The sequence below is a fragment of the Bacillus sp. URHA0034 genome, from assembly GCF_056280405.1.
Map to the genome: position 1 here is coordinate 5331931 of NZ_JBWCDK010000002.1, position 18123 is coordinate 5350053.

An 18123-nucleotide genomic window follows, 5' to 3' on the forward strand; every position below is an offset into this window, starting at 1 on the left:
TAGATTGGTACTATCTGTTGATGGAAAAAATAATAGAGTGATTAATCACTGTGGCAATATATTTGGATTGCATTAAAATAGAATTGGAATTAAAAGTGGAATCATTTAAAAGTACATCATACAAATCATTCTTTTTAACGAGTTAGTTTATCCTAATAAATACAGTGGAATTTTAACATCTAGTGCTACTATTATTGAATATCAATTATAACAAAGGGACACGATTCGGTGTCCCTTTTGCTATTGACTCTGTTTCAATGACTGAGGCATCCGAATTGTCAACAGCATAATCAAGATTCCGATGATTACACAGATGATGGCCATTACATGGAAATGGCTGGTGGTAAATTGCTTCCCGAATAGGATCCCCAGTAAACTAGAAGAAAAAATCGTCCCAATGTAACGAGATGTCATAAAAAGCCCCGAAGCAGTACCTGTTTCGGCAGGAGGAATAAACGTGTAAAGGGCCGTCTGCAAACCAAGATTGTTGAAGCCGTTGCTTAATCCAAGGACCGATAAAGAAAAGAATATCCATGCCGCGGACGATGAACCGTGGATGGTAAGAAGAAGCAAAGAACCTGCAATCATGCAGGATGTCCCTGCGATTAAAGCAGGTTTCGAACCCCGATTGTCAATCCATCGACCAGCCAATGGCGAGACGATAATGCCAAAACCCGCAATGGATAGCATGATAAGACCGGTAGTCTTGGAATCGAAATGGCGAACATTTTGCAAATAGAGCGGCACCCCGAAGAAAATTGAATAGAAAATTATATTGACCAGGATAAATTGTACATACACAAAACTCATATTCAGGTTTTCTTTAAGAGTTAGTACATTAATAAATGGCTGGGTTTGTTTGCTTTCGTATGTATAAAAAACGAAAATAAAAACCATGCTTACCAAAAGTTCAACCCAGTTAACACCGGTTTCCCATGACAGCAAAAACAATAACAAACTTAAAATAGACAAAGTAAATAGAAGGATTCCAATATAATCGATGGTGACTTTCCGGCTTCTATCTCTACTATCTTTGGGAAGAATAAATAGCCCTAGAAAAAAGGCTGCCAAAATGAATGGAAAGTTGACCAAAAAGATCGCTTGCCAATCCCAGTAGTGTGTGAGAAATCCACCGATGGAAGGACCGAATGCAGCTGATACGGATGAAAAAATCGAAAGGACACCCAGTGCCTGCGCTTGGTTTTCCGTGATTGATTTGCGGATGATTCCCATTCCTGCCGGGAAAAGCGCTGAACTTCCGATTGCCTGGATGATCCTGATCGCAATCAGCCAACCAAAACTAGGAGAAAAGGGAGCGGCAATTGATGCTGCTGCAATCATAATCAGCCCAATTAAATACATTTTCTTTAGTCCAAACGCATCGCCGAGTTTTCCCATTACCGGCTGACCGATACCACTGGCAAGATAATAAGTGGAGATAAGCCATGATGCATCGGTAAATGAAAGAGAAAATTGATTTTGGATACGGGAAAGCGCGACGGCAATCATCGAAGAATTCAAGGGGTTCAGCAACGTTCCCAAAGCAACGGCAGTAATAAAAAGATAGCGGCTTTTGGTTGGTTTAGACATAATTTTCTCCTCCGGTGATTTTCTTTGTAAATGTTATTTAAATCTTATTGTAATAATGATAAAACATATTGCCAGAAAAAGGTACTCAGAGGAACTGGGCTTTCCTTTAATCAGAGATATAAAGACAAGATACAAAAAGGTAATCGGCTTTTGAGAAATGTTTTCGGAATATGCCCATTATTATACGAAGGCAAAGGAAGCTAAACGGTATCAACCCAGACATTCCTTAAAGGGAAAAGACACCTAACAAAGCAAAACATTAAAAGAAACGTTTATGCCCACGGAAGTTTCAAGTATAATGAACCATATTCAGATTATGCATATGATATTTCTTTGAGAGAAATCCTATTGGTAAGCCGGATAATACAAAAAAACGAGGTTAATACATGAGTGAAACAAAATTTGAGGATTATAAGTTAAGCGGTGAAATAAGAAGATCTTTACAGGTATTAAAATATGAAGCTCCGACAGAGGTTCAGAGTAAAGTCATACCATTAGCATTGGAAAATCAAGATCTTGTCGTCAAATCGCAAACAGGAAGCGGCAAGACTGCGTCCTTTGGAATTCCAATATGCGAAATGATTGAATGGGAAGAAAAATTGCCACAGGCCTTAATCCTGACACCAACGAGAGAGCTGGCTGTTCAGGTTCGCGAAGACATGACGAATATTGGAAGGTTTAAACGGATCAAAGCGATGGCCGTTTACGGAAAAGAACCTTTTACGAAACAAAAAGAAGAATTGAAACAAAAAACGCATATAGTTGTTGGTACCCCAGGCCGTGTGATCGATCATATTGAAAGAGAGACCCTGGTTTTAGATAAAATCAAGTATCTAGTAATAGATGAAGCGGATGAAATGCTTAATATGGGTTTTATCGATGAAGTAGAAGAAATTATCAATAAACTTCCTTTAAACAGAGTAACAATGGTATTTTCGGCAACTTTACCGAAAGATGTGGAAAATCTCTGCCATAAGTATATGAAAAATCCTATTCATGTCGAGATTGAGGCTAGTGGGATTACGACGGATACAATAGAACATCGTCTAATCGAAGTGAAGGAAGATGAAAAAATTTCACTCTTGAAAAGCCTTACCGTCGTTGAAAATCCAGACAGCTGTCTTATTTTTTGCCGAACAAAAGAACACGTCGATACGGTTTATACCGAATTGGAAAAATCCAATTATTCGTGTGAAAGACTCCATGGCGGATTAGAACAACAAGATCGGTTTGCTGTAATGGATGGTTTCAAAATGGGGAATTTCCGTTATTTAGTGGCCACCGACGTAGCTGCACGAGGAATTGATATTGATAATGTGACACTTGTTATCAACTACGATGTTCCGATGGAAAAAGAAAGTTATGTCCACCGGACAGGCCGAACCGGTCGCGCCGGTAATGAAGGAAAAGCGATTATGTTTGTGACACCTTATGAAGGAAAATTCGTTAAAGCTATAGAACGGTATATTGGCTTTGAGATTCCAATAATGGATGCACCAAATCCACATGAAGTGGCTGGTAACCAGGCTGCTTTCGACGAAAAAATAAGCGGACGGCGAGTCGTAAGAAATAATAAAACGGCAAGAATTAACCAAGATATCATGAAACTATATTTTAGCGGTGGAAAAAAGAAGAAGCTTCGAGCGGTAGATTTTGTTGGAACAATAGCGAAAATTCCTGGAGTAACTGCAGACGATATTGGGATTATTACGATCCAGGATCAAATGTCCTATGTTGATATACTAAATGGAAAAGGCTCGCTCGTGTTACAAGCTATGGAGAATGCAACCATAAAAGGAAAGAAGTTAAAAGTTAGTAAAGCCCTTAAATAATAAAAACAAACAAGGACGATAAGCCACATATATGGAGATGGATCATTTTTTTGAAAAAGCATGGCAGAATCTTGGATGAAATGTAAAGCAAGGGTAAGCTTAAGTTGAAAAGTGTGACGTTTATCTAATAGTGATATACTTTTTTGGAATAATTAATAAATTCTGATTATTAATTTGACATCATCCTTTCCGTAGAGTAGTATGTAAATTAAATGTATGATAGCGGATGAATATTATGGGAGAGACCAAACGTATTGTTTGGCACCGAAGGAGCAAGTACCCAATAAAATGGGTAATAATCTCTCAGGTAAAAGGACCATAATAGGACGCGTCTCTGGAGAGAGCCATGTGCCACCAAAGGAGTTAAACTCTCAGGTAAAAGGACAGAGGAAAGATAGAAGAACATCTATCTTTCCCCCTGTCTTTTTTTTGTTGGGAGAGATAGCACAAACTAAAAAAAGGAGGATTGTGCTATTAAATCTAAGAAGGGATGAGTCACTGGGTGAACGCTGTAGGACATGCTGGTCTTGGTAGTATTATTTTCTTTAAAATTGTAAGCGCTTTTTTAAATTAAACTTTTATTGGGGTATTAATTTGCAATGAATAGGATTTAAATTTAATAGATTTAAATTGGCGAAAATTGTAAACATCCTTGAAAAGTAAAGGGGGAAATCGAATGCAGGAACAAAAATTGGAAAGAGGCCTAAAAAACAGGCATGTACAACTAATCGCTATTGGTGGAGCCATAGGAACGGGATTATTTCTTGGTGCGGGAAAATCGATTCATTTAGCAGGACCATCGATTTTATTTGCTTATATGATTACGGGGGCCATTTGCTTTTTAATCATGCGTGCACTTGGCGAACTTCTCTTATCCAATTTGAACTATCATTCTTTTGTTGACTTTGTAAGAGACTATTTAGGTAATATGGCAGCCTTTATTACTGGCTGGACCTATTGGTTCTGCTGGATTTCTATTGCTATGGCAGACTTAACAGCCGTTGGTCTCTATACTCAATATTGGATTCCTACTGTTCCACAGTGGATGCCGGGTTTAATTGCCTTGGTCATTTTGTTAATAATGAACCTTACAACTGTTAAACTTTTTGGTGAAATGGAATTCTGGTTTGCCTTAATCAAGGTCATCGCGATTGTTGCCCTGATTGTAGTTGGTATTTTCATGATCCTTAAAGGCTTCTCTACTAATTCCGGACCTTCCGCTTTCACGAATTTATGGAAACATGGGGGAATGTTCCCGAATGGAATCAATGGATTTGTATTATCCTTCCAGATGGTTGTCTTTGCCTTTGTAGGAATTGAACTGGTGGGACTTACAGCAGGTGAGACCAAAGATCCGGAAAAAGTCATCCCGAAGGCAATCAATAATATCCCCATTCGCGTGTTTCTTTTCTACCTTGGTGCGCTAGTAGTCATCATGAGCATTTATCCTTGGAACGCCATAAATCCGGCGAAAAGCCCATTTGTCCAAGTCTTCGTTGCAGTTGGTATCGCAGCTGCTGCCGGAATTGTCAATTTTGTCGTCCTAACATCCGCGGCTTCAGCCTGTAACAGTGCGGTCTTCAGTACTAGCCGGATGGTATATTCACTTGCAAAAGATAAAAATGCACCTGAATCATTTGCTAAACTTACGTCACGAAAAGTACCTTCAAATGCCTTGTTCTTTTCAACTGTGGTAATTTTAATTGCTGTTATTTTAAACTATGTTATGCCAGAAGGAGTATTTACACTCATTACAAGTATATCAACTGTATGTTTCATCTTTATTTGGGGAATAACGGTCATCAGCCATTTAAAATACCGTAAAACAAGACCCGACCTGGCAAAAGTCAACCAATTTAAATTACCGCTTTATCCATTTTCCAATTACTTGATCCTTGCTTTCCTAGCCTTCGTTCTTGTCGTGCTTGCTTTAGCGGAAGATACCCGTATTGCCTTGTTTGTTACGCCAGTCTGGTTTATTTTGCTGATTGCTATTTATAAGATACGGAGTATGAATTCAAATCAAGTCGAACAAGCGAATCACAAAACTATACCAGAAAACTAATTAGCATCACCAAGGACAGTCATATTTTTTCATTAATGTTACCGTTTTCAAAAAATAAACAAAAAACGCTTGACTTGAATTCCTTTAACAACTATTCTGAAAATAACAAAAAAATAGAGCGGATGACAGTTGTGGGAGAGTGCACTTTTTACACGCCACCGAAGGAGCAAGTTCCAAAAAAACCCTTGGAATTAATCTCTCAGGTAGATGGAACCACAATTGGACGCAACTCTGGAGAGCGCATATCAATATATGCCACCAAAGGGGAATGTTCTAAACGGAACTAAACTCTCAGGTAAAAGGACAGAGAAGGGATAATGAAGCTTTTAGCTACCCTTCTGCTGTCCTTTTTTGCGTGCAAAAAAAGCAGTGTTTCACTATTAATAACTTGGAATGATGAAGCAGATGAGTCTTCTATTTCGACACACACCGAAGGGTAGCTTGAGCATATTTCAAGGAGGAGTAGGAATGGGATTACAACAAAATGATTCAACCATTTTTGAAGCAATTAGGAAAGAACAGCATCGCCAGCTTCAAACCTTGGAGTTGATTGCATCTGAAAACTTTGTCAGCCAAGATGTGTTAGAAGCAATGGGAAGTGTGATGACCAATAAATACGCGGAAGGCTATCCAGGGAAGCGCTACTATGGAGGATGTGAAGTGGTCGATGTAGCAGAACAAACAGCGATTGATCGCCTAAAAGAGCTGTTTGGTGTCAAATTTGCAAATGTCCAGCCACACTCGGGTGCACAAGCAAATTTTGCTGTATTTTTCGCCCTCCTTCAGCCTGGTGATAAAGTGATGGGGATGAACCTTTCACAGGGCGGTCATTTAACTCACGGAAGCCCTGTAAGTGTTTCAGGCAAATGGTTTGAAATTGTGTCCTATGGGGTACGAGAAGATACTCAATTGATCGACTATGATGAACTCGAGCGAATTGCGAAACAGGAAAAACCGAAATTGATTATTGCAGGGGCAAGTGCTTACCCTAGAAAGATCGATTTTGCGAGATTTAGAGAAATTGCTGATCAAGTCGGCGCAAAATTGATGGTCGATATGGCGCATATTGCAGGACTTGTAGCAGCCGGACTCCATCCATCTCCGATTCCCTATGCCGATGTTGTAACGAGCACTACGCATAAAACGTTAAGAGGCCCGCGCAGTGGCATTATTTTAACAAATGATGAAGAGATCATAAAAGCTATTAATAAATCAGTGTTCCCAGGGATACAAGGCGGCCCGCACATGCACATCATTGCAGCCAAGGCGGTTGCTTTCAAAGAAGCCTTACAGCCAAGCTTTAAGGAATATGCGAAACAAGTGATTGAAAATGCAGCCACGCTTGGCGAGACATTGAAGAATGAAGGTGCGGCCCTTGTTTCTGGTGGAACAGATAACCATATTGTTCTTTTAGATTTACGTCCGTGGAACCTAACTGGAAAAGAAGCTGAAAAATTATTAGAAAAAGCAGGCATAACCGTTAATAAAAATACGATTCCGTATGACCCGGAAAAACCGTTTGTAACGAGCGGTATCCGGATGGGAACAGCGGCTTTAACAACACGAGGCATGAAGCAGGACGAAATGGTGAAAATCGGAAAAGTCATTGCTTTTGTACTGAAGAGTAAAGGGGACCAAGTTGTCCTTGAGAAAGCAAAGGAAACAACTAAAACCATATGTGACGCTTTTCCGTTATTCGAGCAGGCAATCACAGTCTAAGAAAGGGGTCATGGGGATGGAATTTCAGAGTTGTTTTGACATTATCGGTCCAATCATGGTTGGACCGTCGAGCTCTCATACAGCAGGGGTCGTTTCGATCGGAAAGTTTATCTACGAATTATTGGGAGATTGTCCGCAAGAAGCAAAAATTGTCTTTTATGATTCTTTTGCTGAAACCTATCAAGGCCATGGAACAGATAAAGCACTTCTTGGCGGTTTATTGGGGATGGAGACGGATGATCCACGAATAAAGTATTCATTGGAGTGGGCTAAAAAGGATGGGATGGAGTACCGGTTCGAATTTGCAGAAGACTGTAAGTATTATGACCATCCAAATATAGCCATCGTCACAGCAAAATGGGAGGAACATGTCGTAAAAGTGGGCGGCGTTTCACTCGGTGGAGGCTTATCAAAAATCTTTATGATTAACGACGAAATGGTCGATATTCGTTTGAGTGCCGGGGATGATTTTACAGCTCTTGCTCGTCATTATCAACCGAAAAGGAAAAGATTGATGGGGGCAAAATGATGGAAATTCAATCTATGAGAGAACTGATCGATACTTGCGTTAGAGAACAAAAAACCGTTGGTGAAATGATGTTGTTGATGGAAGTAAACAGATCAGGAAAAGACCAAGAAACCATTATCAACATGATGGAAGAACGGTTGATCAAAATGAAAGATGCTGTTGATAGCGGTATAAATGATGCATCAGCCGCCCCAAGCGGTCTTTCCGGCGGTGATGCCGTCAAGATGTATGATTATCTGAATCAAGGTAAATTTCTGTCAGGAAACTATATTAGCAATGCAATGGCCTTTTCATTAGCAACTTCAGAAAACAATGCGCGGATGGGGGTTATTGTAGCAACGCCAACTGCCGGGGCAGCCGGCATTTTGCCCGGGGTCTTGTTTTCACTTCATAAAAATGATGGTACGCCTTTTAAGGATTTAGTCATGGGGTTATTTACAGCAAGTATGCTTGGCTATGTGATTGCAAACCGTTCCTTCATATCGGGAGCAGCGGGTGGTTGCCAGGCGGAGGTCGGTTCGGCAACGGCGATGGCCGCCGGAACCATTGTTGAGTTGAAAGGGGGTACACCACAGCAAGCTGTAAATGCCACTGCCATTGCGATGAAGTCACTTTTGGGCTTGGTTTGTGACCCAGTGGCAGGTCTTGTTGAAGTTCCTTGCATTAAGCGGAATGTAATCGGAACCTCTATCGCATTTTCAGCAGCTGACATGTCCCTTGCCGGGATTGAGAGCCGTATTCCTTGTGATGAAGTAATTGAAGCCATGTATAGGGTCGGAAAGGATATGCCTCGGACACTTCGCGAAACCGCACTTGGCGGCCTGGCAACGACTGAAACAGGAAAACAAGTCAAAGAACGACTATTTTGCAGGAAATAATAGGGGGGACCAAGATGGGTACGGAATCAGCTTTAAAGCAAACACCACTTTTCGAAGCGTATGGAAAATTTGGTGCGAAGGTGATAGATTTTGGCGGCTGGGCACTTCCAGTCCAATTTTCGAGCATTTTAGAAGAGCATGAGACAGTCCGAACAAAAGCAGGACTCTTTGATGTCTCTCATATGGGTGAAGTGCTTGTTGAGGGGAAAGATGCAGAGAGTTACCTCAACTGCCTCGTCACAAACGATGTGACAAAGCTAGCCATCAATCAAGCACAGTATACCGCCATGTGTTATCCAGACGGCGGAACAGTGGATGATTTACTAGTTTACAAATTAGCGAATGAAAAATATTTACTAGTCATTAATGCCGCCAACATAGAAAAAGATTTCAGCTGGATGCAGCAACATGTAAAGGGAGAGATGACGCTCCAAAATATTTCCAATGAAACCGCCCAGCTTGCGATTCAAGGACCAAAATCGGAAGGGATCTTGCAAAAGTTAACGGGTTTCGATCTATCCAAGATAGGCTCATTTAATTTTGCCCAACATGTTGTACTTGGCGGTGTAACAGAGGTACTCGTATCCCGTACGGGTTATACAGGAGAAGATGGTTTTGAGCTCTATTTCGAAGCTCGGCAAGCGGAAGCACTTTGGGAAATCCTTTTAGACGCAGGATATGAAGACGGCCTAAAGCCATGTGGCCTTGGAGCACGTGATACGCTTCGTTTAGAAGCACGTCTAGCACTTTATGGTCAAGAATTGTTAAGTGATATTAGTCCGCTTGAAGCAGGCATCGGCTTCGCGGTAAAACTGAGAAAAGAAAGTGACTTTATCGGAAAAGCTGCTCTTTTAGTGCAAAAAGAAGCAGGATTAAAACGAAAATTAGTGGGGATTGAAGCCACAGGACGGGGGATCCCGCGTCATGGCTATAGAGTCCTTTCAGAAGATGGAGACGACATTGGTGTTGTGACCTCTGGAACCCAATCACCGACATTAAAGAAAAGCATTGGACTAGTATTAATAGCAGCGGAACATGCTGAGGTAGGGACACCGTTAAGAGTAGAAATTCGAAATAAGCTTATTGATGCTGTTGTGGTGAAAACACCATTCTATAAAAGAGGTTAATAGAATATCAGGATTTACCAGTTAACCTCGGGTACAGACGGCAGCAAGGCCGCCTGATGTAAATGAATTAAAAAATAATCTAAAAATAGTAAACTCAAATTTAAAAATCGAAAGGAAGTAAATATAATGGCACAAGCGACTGCAAGCTTACTATATAGCAAGGAACATGAGTGGGTTCTACAATTAGACGGAAATCGAGTGCGGATTGGAATTTCTGATTATGCACAAAAACAGTTAGGAGATATCGTATTTGTTGAAAATCCGCAAGTAGATGATGAAGTAACAGCTGATGAATCTATGGGAACAATCGAATCAGTAAAGGCAGTTTCTGAAATTTATTCTCCCGTATCAGGTACAGTTGTTCGGATCAACGATGAGTTAGATGATTCACCTGAGACCATTAACGAATACCCATTCGGAAAAGGCTGGTTAGTAGAAGTAGAAATGTCTAGCCCCGAAGAACTGGAATCCCTGTTAAATGAAGATGATTATCTAGCATTTATAAATGAAGGAGAGGAATAGAATGACATCTACTTACCGATATCTCCCTGATACGAAACAAGATCAAGAAGAAATGCTCGCTTTTTTAAAAGTGTCTTCTATTGATGAGTTGTTTGAAGATATTCCTGCGGAAATTCAATTGCAAGGTGAGCTAAATATACCAAAGGCGGATCCTGAAGTCCTTCTACAAAAGAAAATGAATCGCCTTGCTTCCAAGAATAAACATGCGAATCAATACCCGACCTTTCTAGGGGCAGGAACTTATGATCACTACATACCAAGTGTGGTCAACCACATGATTTCCCGTTCTGAATTTTATACAGCCTATACTCCCTACCAGCCGGAAATCAGCCAAGGTGAATTACAGGCGATTTTTGAGTTTCAAACGATGGTATGTGAGCTGACGGGAATGGATGTTGCCAATTCTTCCATGTACGACGGGTTTACATCACTTGCAGAAGCGGCCTCACTTGCCGTTTCATCGACAAGACGTTCGAAGGTGCTTGTATCAAAGGCCGTTCATCCTGAATCACGCGCAATCTTAACTACGGTAGCAAGTGGTCAAGGGTATACAGTAGAAGATGTGAATCTTGCTGCTGATGTTACCGACTTAGAAAAATTGCAGGAACAAATTGATAAGGAAACTGCCGCTGTAATCGTTCAATATCCTAACTTCTTCGGTTCGATTGAGGATTTGGCAGAAATTAAGAAAATTGCCGCAGCTAACGGAACCCTTTTTATTGTAAGTGCCAATCCGCTGGCGCTGGCGCTCCTGCAGGCTCCCGGTAAACTGGGGGCGGACATTGTGATCGGCGATATGCAGCCATTAGGAATTCCGATGTCCTTCGGCGGCCCGCACTGTGGTTATTTTGCCGTTAGTAAGAAATTTATGCGGAAAATCCCTGGAAGGATTGTCGGGCAAACGACAGATGAGAAAGGACAGCGTGGCTTTGTCTTAACACTTCAAGCACGTGAACAACATATTCGCCGTGATAAGGCATCATCCAATATTTGTTCAAATCAAGCTTTAAATGCACTTGCTTCGGCTGTTTGTATGAGTGCACTTGGGAAGCAAGGAATTCGTGAGATGGCTCAATTAAACTTTGAAAAAGCTGATTACATGACAACATGCCTGCAAAAGAAAGGCTTTATCATTACGAACCAAGCACCATTCTTTAATGAATTTGTGGTCGAACTTCCCCTTCCTGTTAAAGAAGTTAACGCAAAATTGCTTGAGGCGGGAATCATCGGAGGCTTTGACTTAGACAGAGATTACGGCTTTGATAATAAAATGCTGATCGCAGTAACCGAGCAGAGGACGAAAGAAGAGATAGACCAATTTATCGAGGTACTGGAGGCTGTTGTAAATGGTGGATTATAATAATCTGATTTTCGAAATTAGTCGTCAGGGACGAGTGGGTTCAAGCCTTCCGGAAAGTGATGTTGCAAAAGTGGATATAAAGAATAAACTTCCGCAGCATCTGATTCGTGATATTCCGGCAGAACTCCCGGAAGTATCAGAATTGCAGCTTGTTCGCCATTATACAGCGCTTTCGAATAAAAATCATGGGATCGATAACGGTTTCTATCCACTTGGTTCTTGTACCATGAAGTACAATCCGAAAATTAATGAAGATGTAGCGCGTTTGGAAGGGTTTAGCCGTATTCATCCCTACCAGCCAATTGAAACGGTCCAAGGTGCATTAGAAGTTCTATATGAATTACAGGAGGAGCTCGCGGTCATCACAGGAATGGATGCAGTAACTTTACAGCCTTCAGCAGGAGCACAAGGTGAATGGACAGGGTTAATGATGGTCAAAGCCTATCATAAACAAAAAGGTGAAGTGAGAACAAAAGTCCTTGTTCCGGACTCGGCACATGGAACCAACCCTGCAAGTGCATCGGTTGCCGGTTATGAAACGATAACGATTCCATCCAATGAGCATGGGTTAGTCGACCTGGAAGAATTAAAGAAACATCTCGACAATAACACTGCCGCACTGATGCTGACAAATCCGAATACGCTCGGACTGTTTGAAAAAGAAATTGTTGAAATTGCTCATGTTGTCCATGAAGCGGGCGGTTTATTGTATTATGACGGTGCGAATGCAAATGCGATTTTAGGAAAAACAACACCTGGTAAAATGGGCTTTGACATCGTGCATTTAAATCTTCATAAAACCTTTACGACTCCTCATGGCGGGGGCGGCCCAGGTGCGGGTCCAGTCGGCGTGAAAGAGAAGCTGATTCCGTTTTTACCAGTTCCACGGGTGGTCAAAGAAAATAATCAATATCAACTAGACTATAACCAGCCTCTCTCCATCGGCCGGGTGAAAGGGTATTATGGAAACTTCGGAATTCTATTGCGTGCCTACACCTATATTCGCACCATGGGACCCGAAGGATTACGTCAAGTATCGGAAGGTGCCGTCCTTCATGCGAACTATCTTCGCAAAAAGCTTGAGCCGTATTTTGATGCACCATATTCACAAATTTGTAAGCATGAATTTGTGCTATCCGGGTCAAGACAGAAAAAGTTAGGGGTAAGAACACTCGATATGGCCAAACGTCTGTTGGATTTTGGTTACCATCCGCCGACCATTTACTTCCCACTCAATGTGGAGGAGTGTTTGATGATTGAACCGACGGAAACAGAGTCAAAAGAAACCATGGATGCCTTTGCTGATGTGATGATTCAAATTTCCAAAGAGGTAGAGGAAAACCCAGGTATTGTATTAGAGGCACCACATTCAACGGTGATTGGCCGATTGGATGAGGTGCAGGCAGCCAGACAACCGATTTTGCGTTATACAAAAGAGGAAACGGCAGTGAAAGAAAAAGAAACAATAAACGCCTAAAATGAAACTTCCATCTGTGCAGGGGGATACGCTGCACAGATGTTTTTCAAGTTAATAAATCGATCCGTTCATAGGAGTGAATATGATGGTCACCGAGTATGTACGTAAACCAGAATGGCTCAAGATAAAATTAAATACGAATGAACAGTATACAGGTTTAAAAATGATGATGCGTGAAAAAAAGCTTCATACAGTTTGTGAAGAAGCCAAATGCCCGAATATTCATGAATGTTGGGCATCACGAAAAACGGCAACCTTTATGATTTTAGGAAGTATATGTACAAGGGCCTGCAGATTCTGTGCAGTTCAAACAGGGCTGCCGACAGAGCTTGATTGGGGAGAGCCGGAGCGCGTCGCTGAATCTGTGGAGCAGATGGGGTTAAAGCATGTCGTGATTACCGCGGTTGCCCGCGACGATTTAAAGGATGGGGGAGCCGGGGTTTTTGCAGAAACGGTCAGAGCAGTAAGACGCCGTAATCCATTTTGTAGTATTGAGGTACTTCCTTCCGATATGAAGGGTGAGTATGACAACTTAAAGACATTAATGGATGCGAAGCCCGACATTTTAAATCACAATATTGAGACGGTAAAACGTTTATCACCAAAAATTCGAGCACGGGCTACCTACGAGCGTTCCCTTGAATTTTTACGCCGGGCAAAAGAACTAAATGCTGCTATTCCAACAAAATCAAGCATTATGATTGGTCTTGGAGAGACAAAAGAAGAAATTATCGTAACGATGGATGATCTTCGTGTGAACAATGTCGATATTATGACGATCGGCCAATATTTACAACCGACCAAACATCATTTAAAAGTTCAAAAATATTGGAGTCCGCAGGAGTTTGATGAACTGAAAGTAATAGCGATGTCAAAAGGATTTAGTCACTGCGAAGCAGGCCCGCTTGTTCGCTCCTCTTATCATGCCGATGAACAGGTCAATGCAGTAAAGGCGAACGCGTAGCCAAGGAAATAAGCGTTAGGAGAAGTGAGGTCCCATGACAGTAAAAATGACAGAAGCAGCCATAAACAAGCTAAAAGAATTAGCTGGGAATGAAGAGGGAATTCCTCGGATTGATGCGGAGGTAGCCGGCGGATGCGGGATGACAGTTAAGTTTTCGATTCTTTTTGATGAACCGCGTCGAAACGATTTATACATAGAGATAGAAGGGCTGCAGATCCGACTGGATCGCTTTACAAAACGTTATTTAGATGAAGAAACAGTAATTGATTATCAAGACGACCATGGCTTTCTAGTCGGAGACAGCTTTATCTCAAGTGCGTGTGCAATCGAGATAGATTAATAGGAACCTGGCTAATGTTAATTCCCTAGGAGAATCACGTGTTTTATCACTATAAATCAAAGTTTTCCTGTGGGTAATATAGGTATTATGGAAAGGAGAAATGAAAATGACAAAAGAATATGACTTAGTGATTATCGGCGGGGGACCGGGAGGCTACGTTGCTGCCATACGCGCCTCACAATTAGGATTAAAAGTGGCGGTAGTCGAAAGAGGAAAAATCGGTGGAACATGCCTTCATGCCGGATGTATCCCAACCAAGGCCTTATTAAGAAGTGCAGAATTATACACACAAACAAAAAATGCCGATCGTTTTGGGGTAATTGCCCCAGAAGTCGGACTTGATTTTACAAAGGTACAAGCCAGGAAAGAAGAAATTCAGGACCGACTGTATAAAGGGATCCAACATTTAATGCAAAAAGGAAAAATCGATATTTATGCGGGGAGAGGGAGTATCTTGGAGTCAAGGGATGTGTTAGTTCAATTAAACAATGAGGAAGGGGAAGTCATCTTAAGTCCTCGAAATATCCTAATTGCAACAGGTTCCCGCCCAAGAACATTTCATGGCTTGGAAGCAGATGAAATGTATGTCATGACATCAGATGAAGCATTAAAAATGGAAGCGTTGCCAAATTCGATTATCATTGTGGGCGGCGGAGTAATTGGAATCGAATGGGCATCGATGCTAGTAGACTTCGGCATCCAGGTTACAGTGATTGAATATGCTGATCGAATTTTACCAACTGAAGATAAAGATGTTTCCAAGGAAATCCAGCGCTTACTAAAGAAAAAAGGCGTGAAAATCGTCACAGGCGCAAAGGTGCTTTCAGAAACGCTTGAAAAAGGCGATGGTGTCATGATCAAGGCAGAACATAAAGGGAAAGATGTATCATTTTCTGCAGACAAACTTTTAGTATCGGTAGGCAGGCTGCCAAATATAGAAGGGATTGGGCTTGATAAAACAGGCATTGAAATGAATGGGACTTTTATCAAAACCAATCAATTCTATCAAACAAATGAACCTAACATCTACGCAATTGGTGATGTTATTGGGGGATTACAGCTGGCCCATGTCGCCTCACATGAGGGAATGATTGCGATTGAACATATTGCAGGAAATAATCCGAAAGTGCTTGATCCAACTCAAGTTCCGAAATGTGTATACTGCAGTCCAGAAGTAGCAAGTGTTGGACTTACAGAAGAGGAAGCGAAGGAGAAAGGATTTCAAGTTAAAACCGGTAAATTCTCATTCCGGGCAATCGGAAAGGCGCTCGTTTTTGGTGAGTCAGATGGATTTGTTAAACTTGTAGTCGAAGAAGGAACGAATAAACTGTTAGGCGCCCATATGGTGGGTCCCCATGTAACAGATATGATTACAGAGTTTGGATTAGCCCAAGTTTTGAATGCAACTTCAATGGATATTGCTGATATGATTCATCCACACCCCACATTAGTTGAAGCGATTGGTGAAGCAGCGTTAGCTGTAGATGGAAAGGCAATTCATGGATAAGTCGTATACTCTAAGATTGATAGTGTTACAAAATAGATCAACTATTTCAGAGTAAGAGTGGATGCCTTTTGGTTGGGGCGATTAGCCCTTCTATTCCATTCATTTTACATAAATCATAGGCCTAAGGATGGTGGAATCAATGACAAAAATTAAACTGAACCGTGTTAAATTATTAATTTCTTGTCCAGAAAAGCCTGGCATTATCTCAACAGTAACTAATTTCTTATTAGAACACAAAGTGAATATTGTCCATTTTGACCAACATACAACAGATCCAAACTCAGGTATATTTTTTATGCGGATTGAGTTTGAAATGAAAGAATCTGATTCTTCATTTGAAAAACTAGAACAGGATTTACATGTAATGGGACGGGACTATAGTTTGGATTGGCAGCTGAGCAGTAATGAAAAAAGAAAGCGAATGGCCATCTTTGTTTCCAAAGCAGACCATTGTCTCAATGAGCTGCTTTGGCGCTGGAAATCCAAGGAAATCGTGGTGGATATTCCTTTAGTCATCAGTAATCATCCGGATTTAAAAGAAGTCGTTGAGGGATATGGCATTCCTTTTTATCATATCCCCATGTCACATGAAACGAAAGAAGAGGCCGAACAGAAGGCATTGGAACTTTTGGAAGGGAAAGTAGACTTTATTGTCCTGGCAAGGTATATGCAAATTCTTTCCCCAAACTTTATATCCTATTTTCCTAATCAAATTATTAACATCCATCACTCGTTCTTACCGGCATTTGTTGGGGCAAATCCTTACGTGAGAGCGTTCAATCGAGGTGTAAAGTTAATCGGAGCAACGGCCCACTACGTAACCAATGATCTTGATGAAGGACCTATTATTGAACAGGATGTCCAACGGATTAATCATCGCTATACAGTAGAAGATCTAAAGACGGCCGGACGTCATGTGGAAAAGAGAGTTCTTGCCGAAGCTGTTTCCTGGCATGTTGAGGATAAAGTACTTGTCCATGGTAATAAAACGATTGTTTTTACATGAGTTAAAACGGTAGATGATAGGAGATGAGGTTATTGGCAGAAAATGAACATGTACTAGACTTCATTCATTTCATATTAGCTATTCTTTGGATATGTTTTTTTCTCAAAAGTAAACGAAATCATACAATAAACTACATACATATCATGCTGCTGCTTTTTGCTGTTGGTATTTTAATGAATTCACTATATAAAGTGATTAATAGCTGGTGGTTTTAAAAAGCAAGGATGATCATGTTTTCTAGTTTTAATGAAATCTTCTTGAAAGCAATGGTATTACAAACAACAATATTCGATTGGGAATGAAGCTGATGACAGAAAAGTGGAGATTTATCGATTCAGGAAATTGTGATCCTTACTATAATATGGCACTTGATGAAGCGCTGTTAGATTGGCATAGCCAGGCGAAATTCCCACCGACCATTCGTTTTTATGGGTGGAATCCTGCTACGCTGTCTATTGGTTATTTTCAAAAAGCGAACAAAGAAATAAATTTTGAAATGGTTAAAAAATATAACCTTGGTTTTGTAAGACGGCCGACAGGCGGACGCGGCGTGCTGCATGAACATGAACTAACCTACAGTGTCATTGTCGCGGAGGAATATCCTGGTATCCCTAAAAACGTAACGGAAGCCTATCGGTTTATTTCTCAAGGATTGCTGGAAGGTTTTAAACTTCTAGGTCTAGATGCTTGTTTTGCTGTACCAAAAACGGAAGAAGATCATAATAGTTTAAAAAAACCACGCTCTTCCATTTGTTTTGACGTACCTTCCTGGTATGAACTTGTCGTAGAAGGCAGGAAAATTGCCGGAAGCGCCCAGACACGCCAAAAAGGTGTTATCCTGCAGCATGGCTCGATCTTACTTGATTTAGATGAAGAAAAGTTATTTAGTATTTTTAATTACTCAAACGAACGAGTGAAAGAACGAATGCAGTGTGCATTTCGCGAAAAAGCGGTGGCGATTAATTCGATTTCCAATCGAATAATCGGACTTAAGGAAGCAAAGGAAGCCTTTCGAAAAGGATTTGAGCTCGGTCTAAACGTTGAGTTAGAACCATATGTTTTAACAAATGAAGAAGAGTGGTATTCACATCAATTATCGAAAAATAAATATTCCTCCGATGACTGGAATTTAAAAAGGTAAAAATAAAAAGACTGCAAAACACTTCTTACGGAAAGCTTTGCGGTCTTTTCATGTTTCTTTAGAAAC

General features: G+C 40.9%; 15 protein-coding genes and 3 riboswitches. Of the genes, 14 read left to right on the plus strand and 1 reads right to left on the minus strand.

The annotated features are described in order from the left end of the window. Nucleotides 1-240 precede the first annotated feature (240 nt). Nucleotides 241-1590 (minus strand): MFS transporter, encoded by a 1350-nt coding sequence (locus ACZ9EE_RS27930; protein WP_476031821.1) that lies wholly within the window; start codon nucleotides 1588-1590, stop codon nucleotides 241-243. Nucleotides 1591-1976: 386 nt separating this feature from the next. Between ACZ9EE_RS27930 and ACZ9EE_RS27935 the strand changes: the two genes are divergently transcribed. The 14 genes from ACZ9EE_RS27935 to ACZ9EE_RS28000 all read left to right on the plus strand — a co-directional run bounded on the left by ACZ9EE_RS27935 (nucleotide 1977) and on the right by ACZ9EE_RS28000 (nucleotide 18057). Further along, nucleotides 1977-3422, plus strand: coding sequence for a DEAD/DEAH box helicase (locus tag ACZ9EE_RS27935; protein ID WP_476031822.1), 1446 nt, complete (start codon nucleotides 1977-1979; stop codon nucleotides 3420-3422). 226 nt (nucleotides 3423-3648) lie between these two features. Continuing rightward, nucleotides 3649-3751: riboswitch (glycine riboswitch) on the plus strand. Between the two features lie 3 nt (nucleotides 3752-3754). Next, nucleotides 3755-3811: riboswitch (glycine riboswitch) on the plus strand. A 287-nt stretch (nucleotides 3812-4098) separates the two neighbouring features. After that, complete coding sequence (locus tag ACZ9EE_RS27940) at nucleotides 4099-5487, plus strand: amino acid permease (protein ID WP_476031823.1); 1389 nt, start codon at nucleotides 4099-4101, stop codon at nucleotides 5485-5487. A 221-nt stretch (nucleotides 5488-5708) separates the two neighbouring features. Beyond that, nucleotides 5709-5804: riboswitch (glycine riboswitch) on the plus strand. A 151-nt stretch (nucleotides 5805-5955) separates the two neighbouring features. Then, nucleotides 5956-7206, plus strand: coding sequence for a serine hydroxymethyltransferase (gene glyA / locus ACZ9EE_RS27945; RefSeq protein WP_476031824.1), 1251 nt, complete (start codon nucleotides 5956-5958; stop codon nucleotides 7204-7206). Between the two features lie 16 nt (nucleotides 7207-7222). After that, nucleotides 7223-7735: a serine dehydratase beta chain gene (locus ACZ9EE_RS27950; RefSeq protein WP_476031825.1), complete on the plus strand. Its 513-nt coding sequence runs from the start codon at nucleotides 7223-7225 to the stop codon at nucleotides 7733-7735. After that, entirely contained in the window at nucleotides 7735-8613 is an 879-nt protein-coding gene (sdaAA, locus tag ACZ9EE_RS27955; RefSeq protein WP_476033127.1) for an L-serine ammonia-lyase, iron-sulfur-dependent, subunit alpha, read from the plus strand. Before ACZ9EE_RS27950 ends, sdaAA begins: the two co-directional genes overlap by 1 nt. 14 nt (nucleotides 8614-8627) lie before the next feature. After that, entirely contained in the window at nucleotides 8628-9740 is a 1113-nt protein-coding gene (gene gcvT / locus ACZ9EE_RS27960) for a glycine cleavage system aminomethyltransferase GcvT (protein WP_476031826.1), read from the plus strand. Nucleotides 9741-9866: 126 nt separating this feature from the next. Beyond that, the gene (gcvH, locus tag ACZ9EE_RS27965) at nucleotides 9867-10262 is read left to right on the plus strand and encodes a glycine cleavage system protein GcvH (RefSeq protein ID WP_476031827.1); all 396 of its coding nucleotides are present in this window, start codon (nucleotides 9867-9869) and stop codon (nucleotides 10260-10262) included. 1 nt (nucleotide 10263) lies between these two features. Next, entirely contained in the window at nucleotides 10264-11622 is a 1359-nt protein-coding gene (gene gcvPA, locus ACZ9EE_RS27970) for an aminomethyl-transferring glycine dehydrogenase subunit GcvPA (protein WP_476031828.1), read from the plus strand. Beyond that, nucleotides 11609-13099: an aminomethyl-transferring glycine dehydrogenase subunit GcvPB gene (gcvPB, locus tag ACZ9EE_RS27975; protein ID WP_476031829.1), complete on the plus strand. Its 1491-nt coding sequence runs from the start codon at nucleotides 11609-11611 to the stop codon at nucleotides 13097-13099. Before gcvPA ends, gcvPB begins: the two co-directional genes overlap by 14 nt. Nucleotides 13100-13181: 82 nt before the next feature. Then, on the plus strand, nucleotides 13182-14063 hold the full coding sequence (gene lipA / locus ACZ9EE_RS27980; RefSeq protein ID WP_476031830.1) for a lipoyl synthase: 882 nt from the start codon (nucleotides 13182-13184) through the stop codon (nucleotides 14061-14063). Between the two features lie 34 nt (nucleotides 14064-14097). Next, complete coding sequence (locus ACZ9EE_RS27985) at nucleotides 14098-14403, plus strand: iron-sulfur cluster biosynthesis family protein (protein WP_476031831.1); 306 nt, start codon at nucleotides 14098-14100, stop codon at nucleotides 14401-14403. A gap of 106 nt (nucleotides 14404-14509) precedes the next feature. Next, nucleotides 14510-15910: a dihydrolipoyl dehydrogenase gene (gene lpdA, locus ACZ9EE_RS27990; protein ID WP_476031832.1), complete on the plus strand. Its 1401-nt coding sequence runs from the start codon at nucleotides 14510-14512 to the stop codon at nucleotides 15908-15910. Between the two features lie 139 nt (nucleotides 15911-16049). Continuing rightward, nucleotides 16050-16916: a formyltetrahydrofolate deformylase gene (gene purU, locus ACZ9EE_RS27995; RefSeq protein ID WP_476031833.1), complete on the plus strand. Its 867-nt coding sequence runs from the start codon at nucleotides 16050-16052 to the stop codon at nucleotides 16914-16916. Between the two features lie 304 nt (nucleotides 16917-17220). Next, nucleotides 17221-18057: a lipoate--protein ligase family protein gene (locus tag ACZ9EE_RS28000; protein WP_476033128.1), complete on the plus strand. Its 837-nt coding sequence runs from the start codon at nucleotides 17221-17223 to the stop codon at nucleotides 18055-18057. The last annotated feature ends 66 nt before the right edge of the window (nucleotides 18058-18123 follow it).

Bases quoted from the DNA above. Each gene is read 5' to 3' on its own strand.
- gcvPA (WP_476031828.1), top strand. From the start codon at position 10,264: ATGACATCTACTTACCGATATCTCCCTGATACGAAACAAGATCAAGAA.
- ACZ9EE_RS27935 (WP_476031822.1), top strand. From the start codon at position 1,977: ATGAGTGAAACAAAATTTGAGGATTATAAGTTAAGCGGTGAAATAAGA.
- gcvH (WP_476031827.1), top strand. From the start codon at position 9,867: ATGGCACAAGCGACTGCAAGCTTACTATATAGCAAGGAACATGAGTGG.
- ACZ9EE_RS27950 (WP_476031825.1), top strand. From the start codon at position 7,223: ATGGAATTTCAGAGTTGTTTTGACATTATCGGTCCAATCATGGTTGGA.
- lipA (WP_476031830.1), top strand. From the start codon at position 13,182: ATGATGGTCACCGAGTATGTACGTAAACCAGAATGGCTCAAGATAAAA.
- gcvPB (WP_476031829.1), top strand. From the start codon at position 11,609: ATGGTGGATTATAATAATCTGATTTTCGAAATTAGTCGTCAGGGACGA.
- purU (WP_476031833.1), top strand. From the start codon at position 16,050: ATGACAAAAATTAAACTGAACCGTGTTAAATTATTAATTTCTTGTCCA.
- ACZ9EE_RS27940 (WP_476031823.1), top strand. From the start codon at position 4,099: ATGCAGGAACAAAAATTGGAAAGAGGCCTAAAAAACAGGCATGTACAA.
- sdaAA (WP_476033127.1), top strand. From the start codon at position 7,735: ATGGAAATTCAATCTATGAGAGAACTGATCGATACTTGCGTTAGAGAA.
- ACZ9EE_RS27985 (WP_476031831.1), top strand. From the start codon at position 14,098: ATGACAGTAAAAATGACAGAAGCAGCCATAAACAAGCTAAAAGAATTA.
- glyA (WP_476031824.1), top strand. From the start codon at position 5,956: ATGGGATTACAACAAAATGATTCAACCATTTTTGAAGCAATTAGGAAA.
- gcvT (WP_476031826.1), top strand. From the start codon at position 8,628: ATGGGTACGGAATCAGCTTTAAAGCAAACACCACTTTTCGAAGCGTAT.
- lpdA (WP_476031832.1), top strand. From the start codon at position 14,510: ATGACAAAAGAATATGACTTAGTGATTATCGGCGGGGGACCGGGAGGC.
- ACZ9EE_RS27930 (WP_476031821.1), bottom strand. From the start codon at position 1,590: ATGTCTAAACCAACCAAAAGCCGCTATCTTTTTATTACTGCCGTTGCT.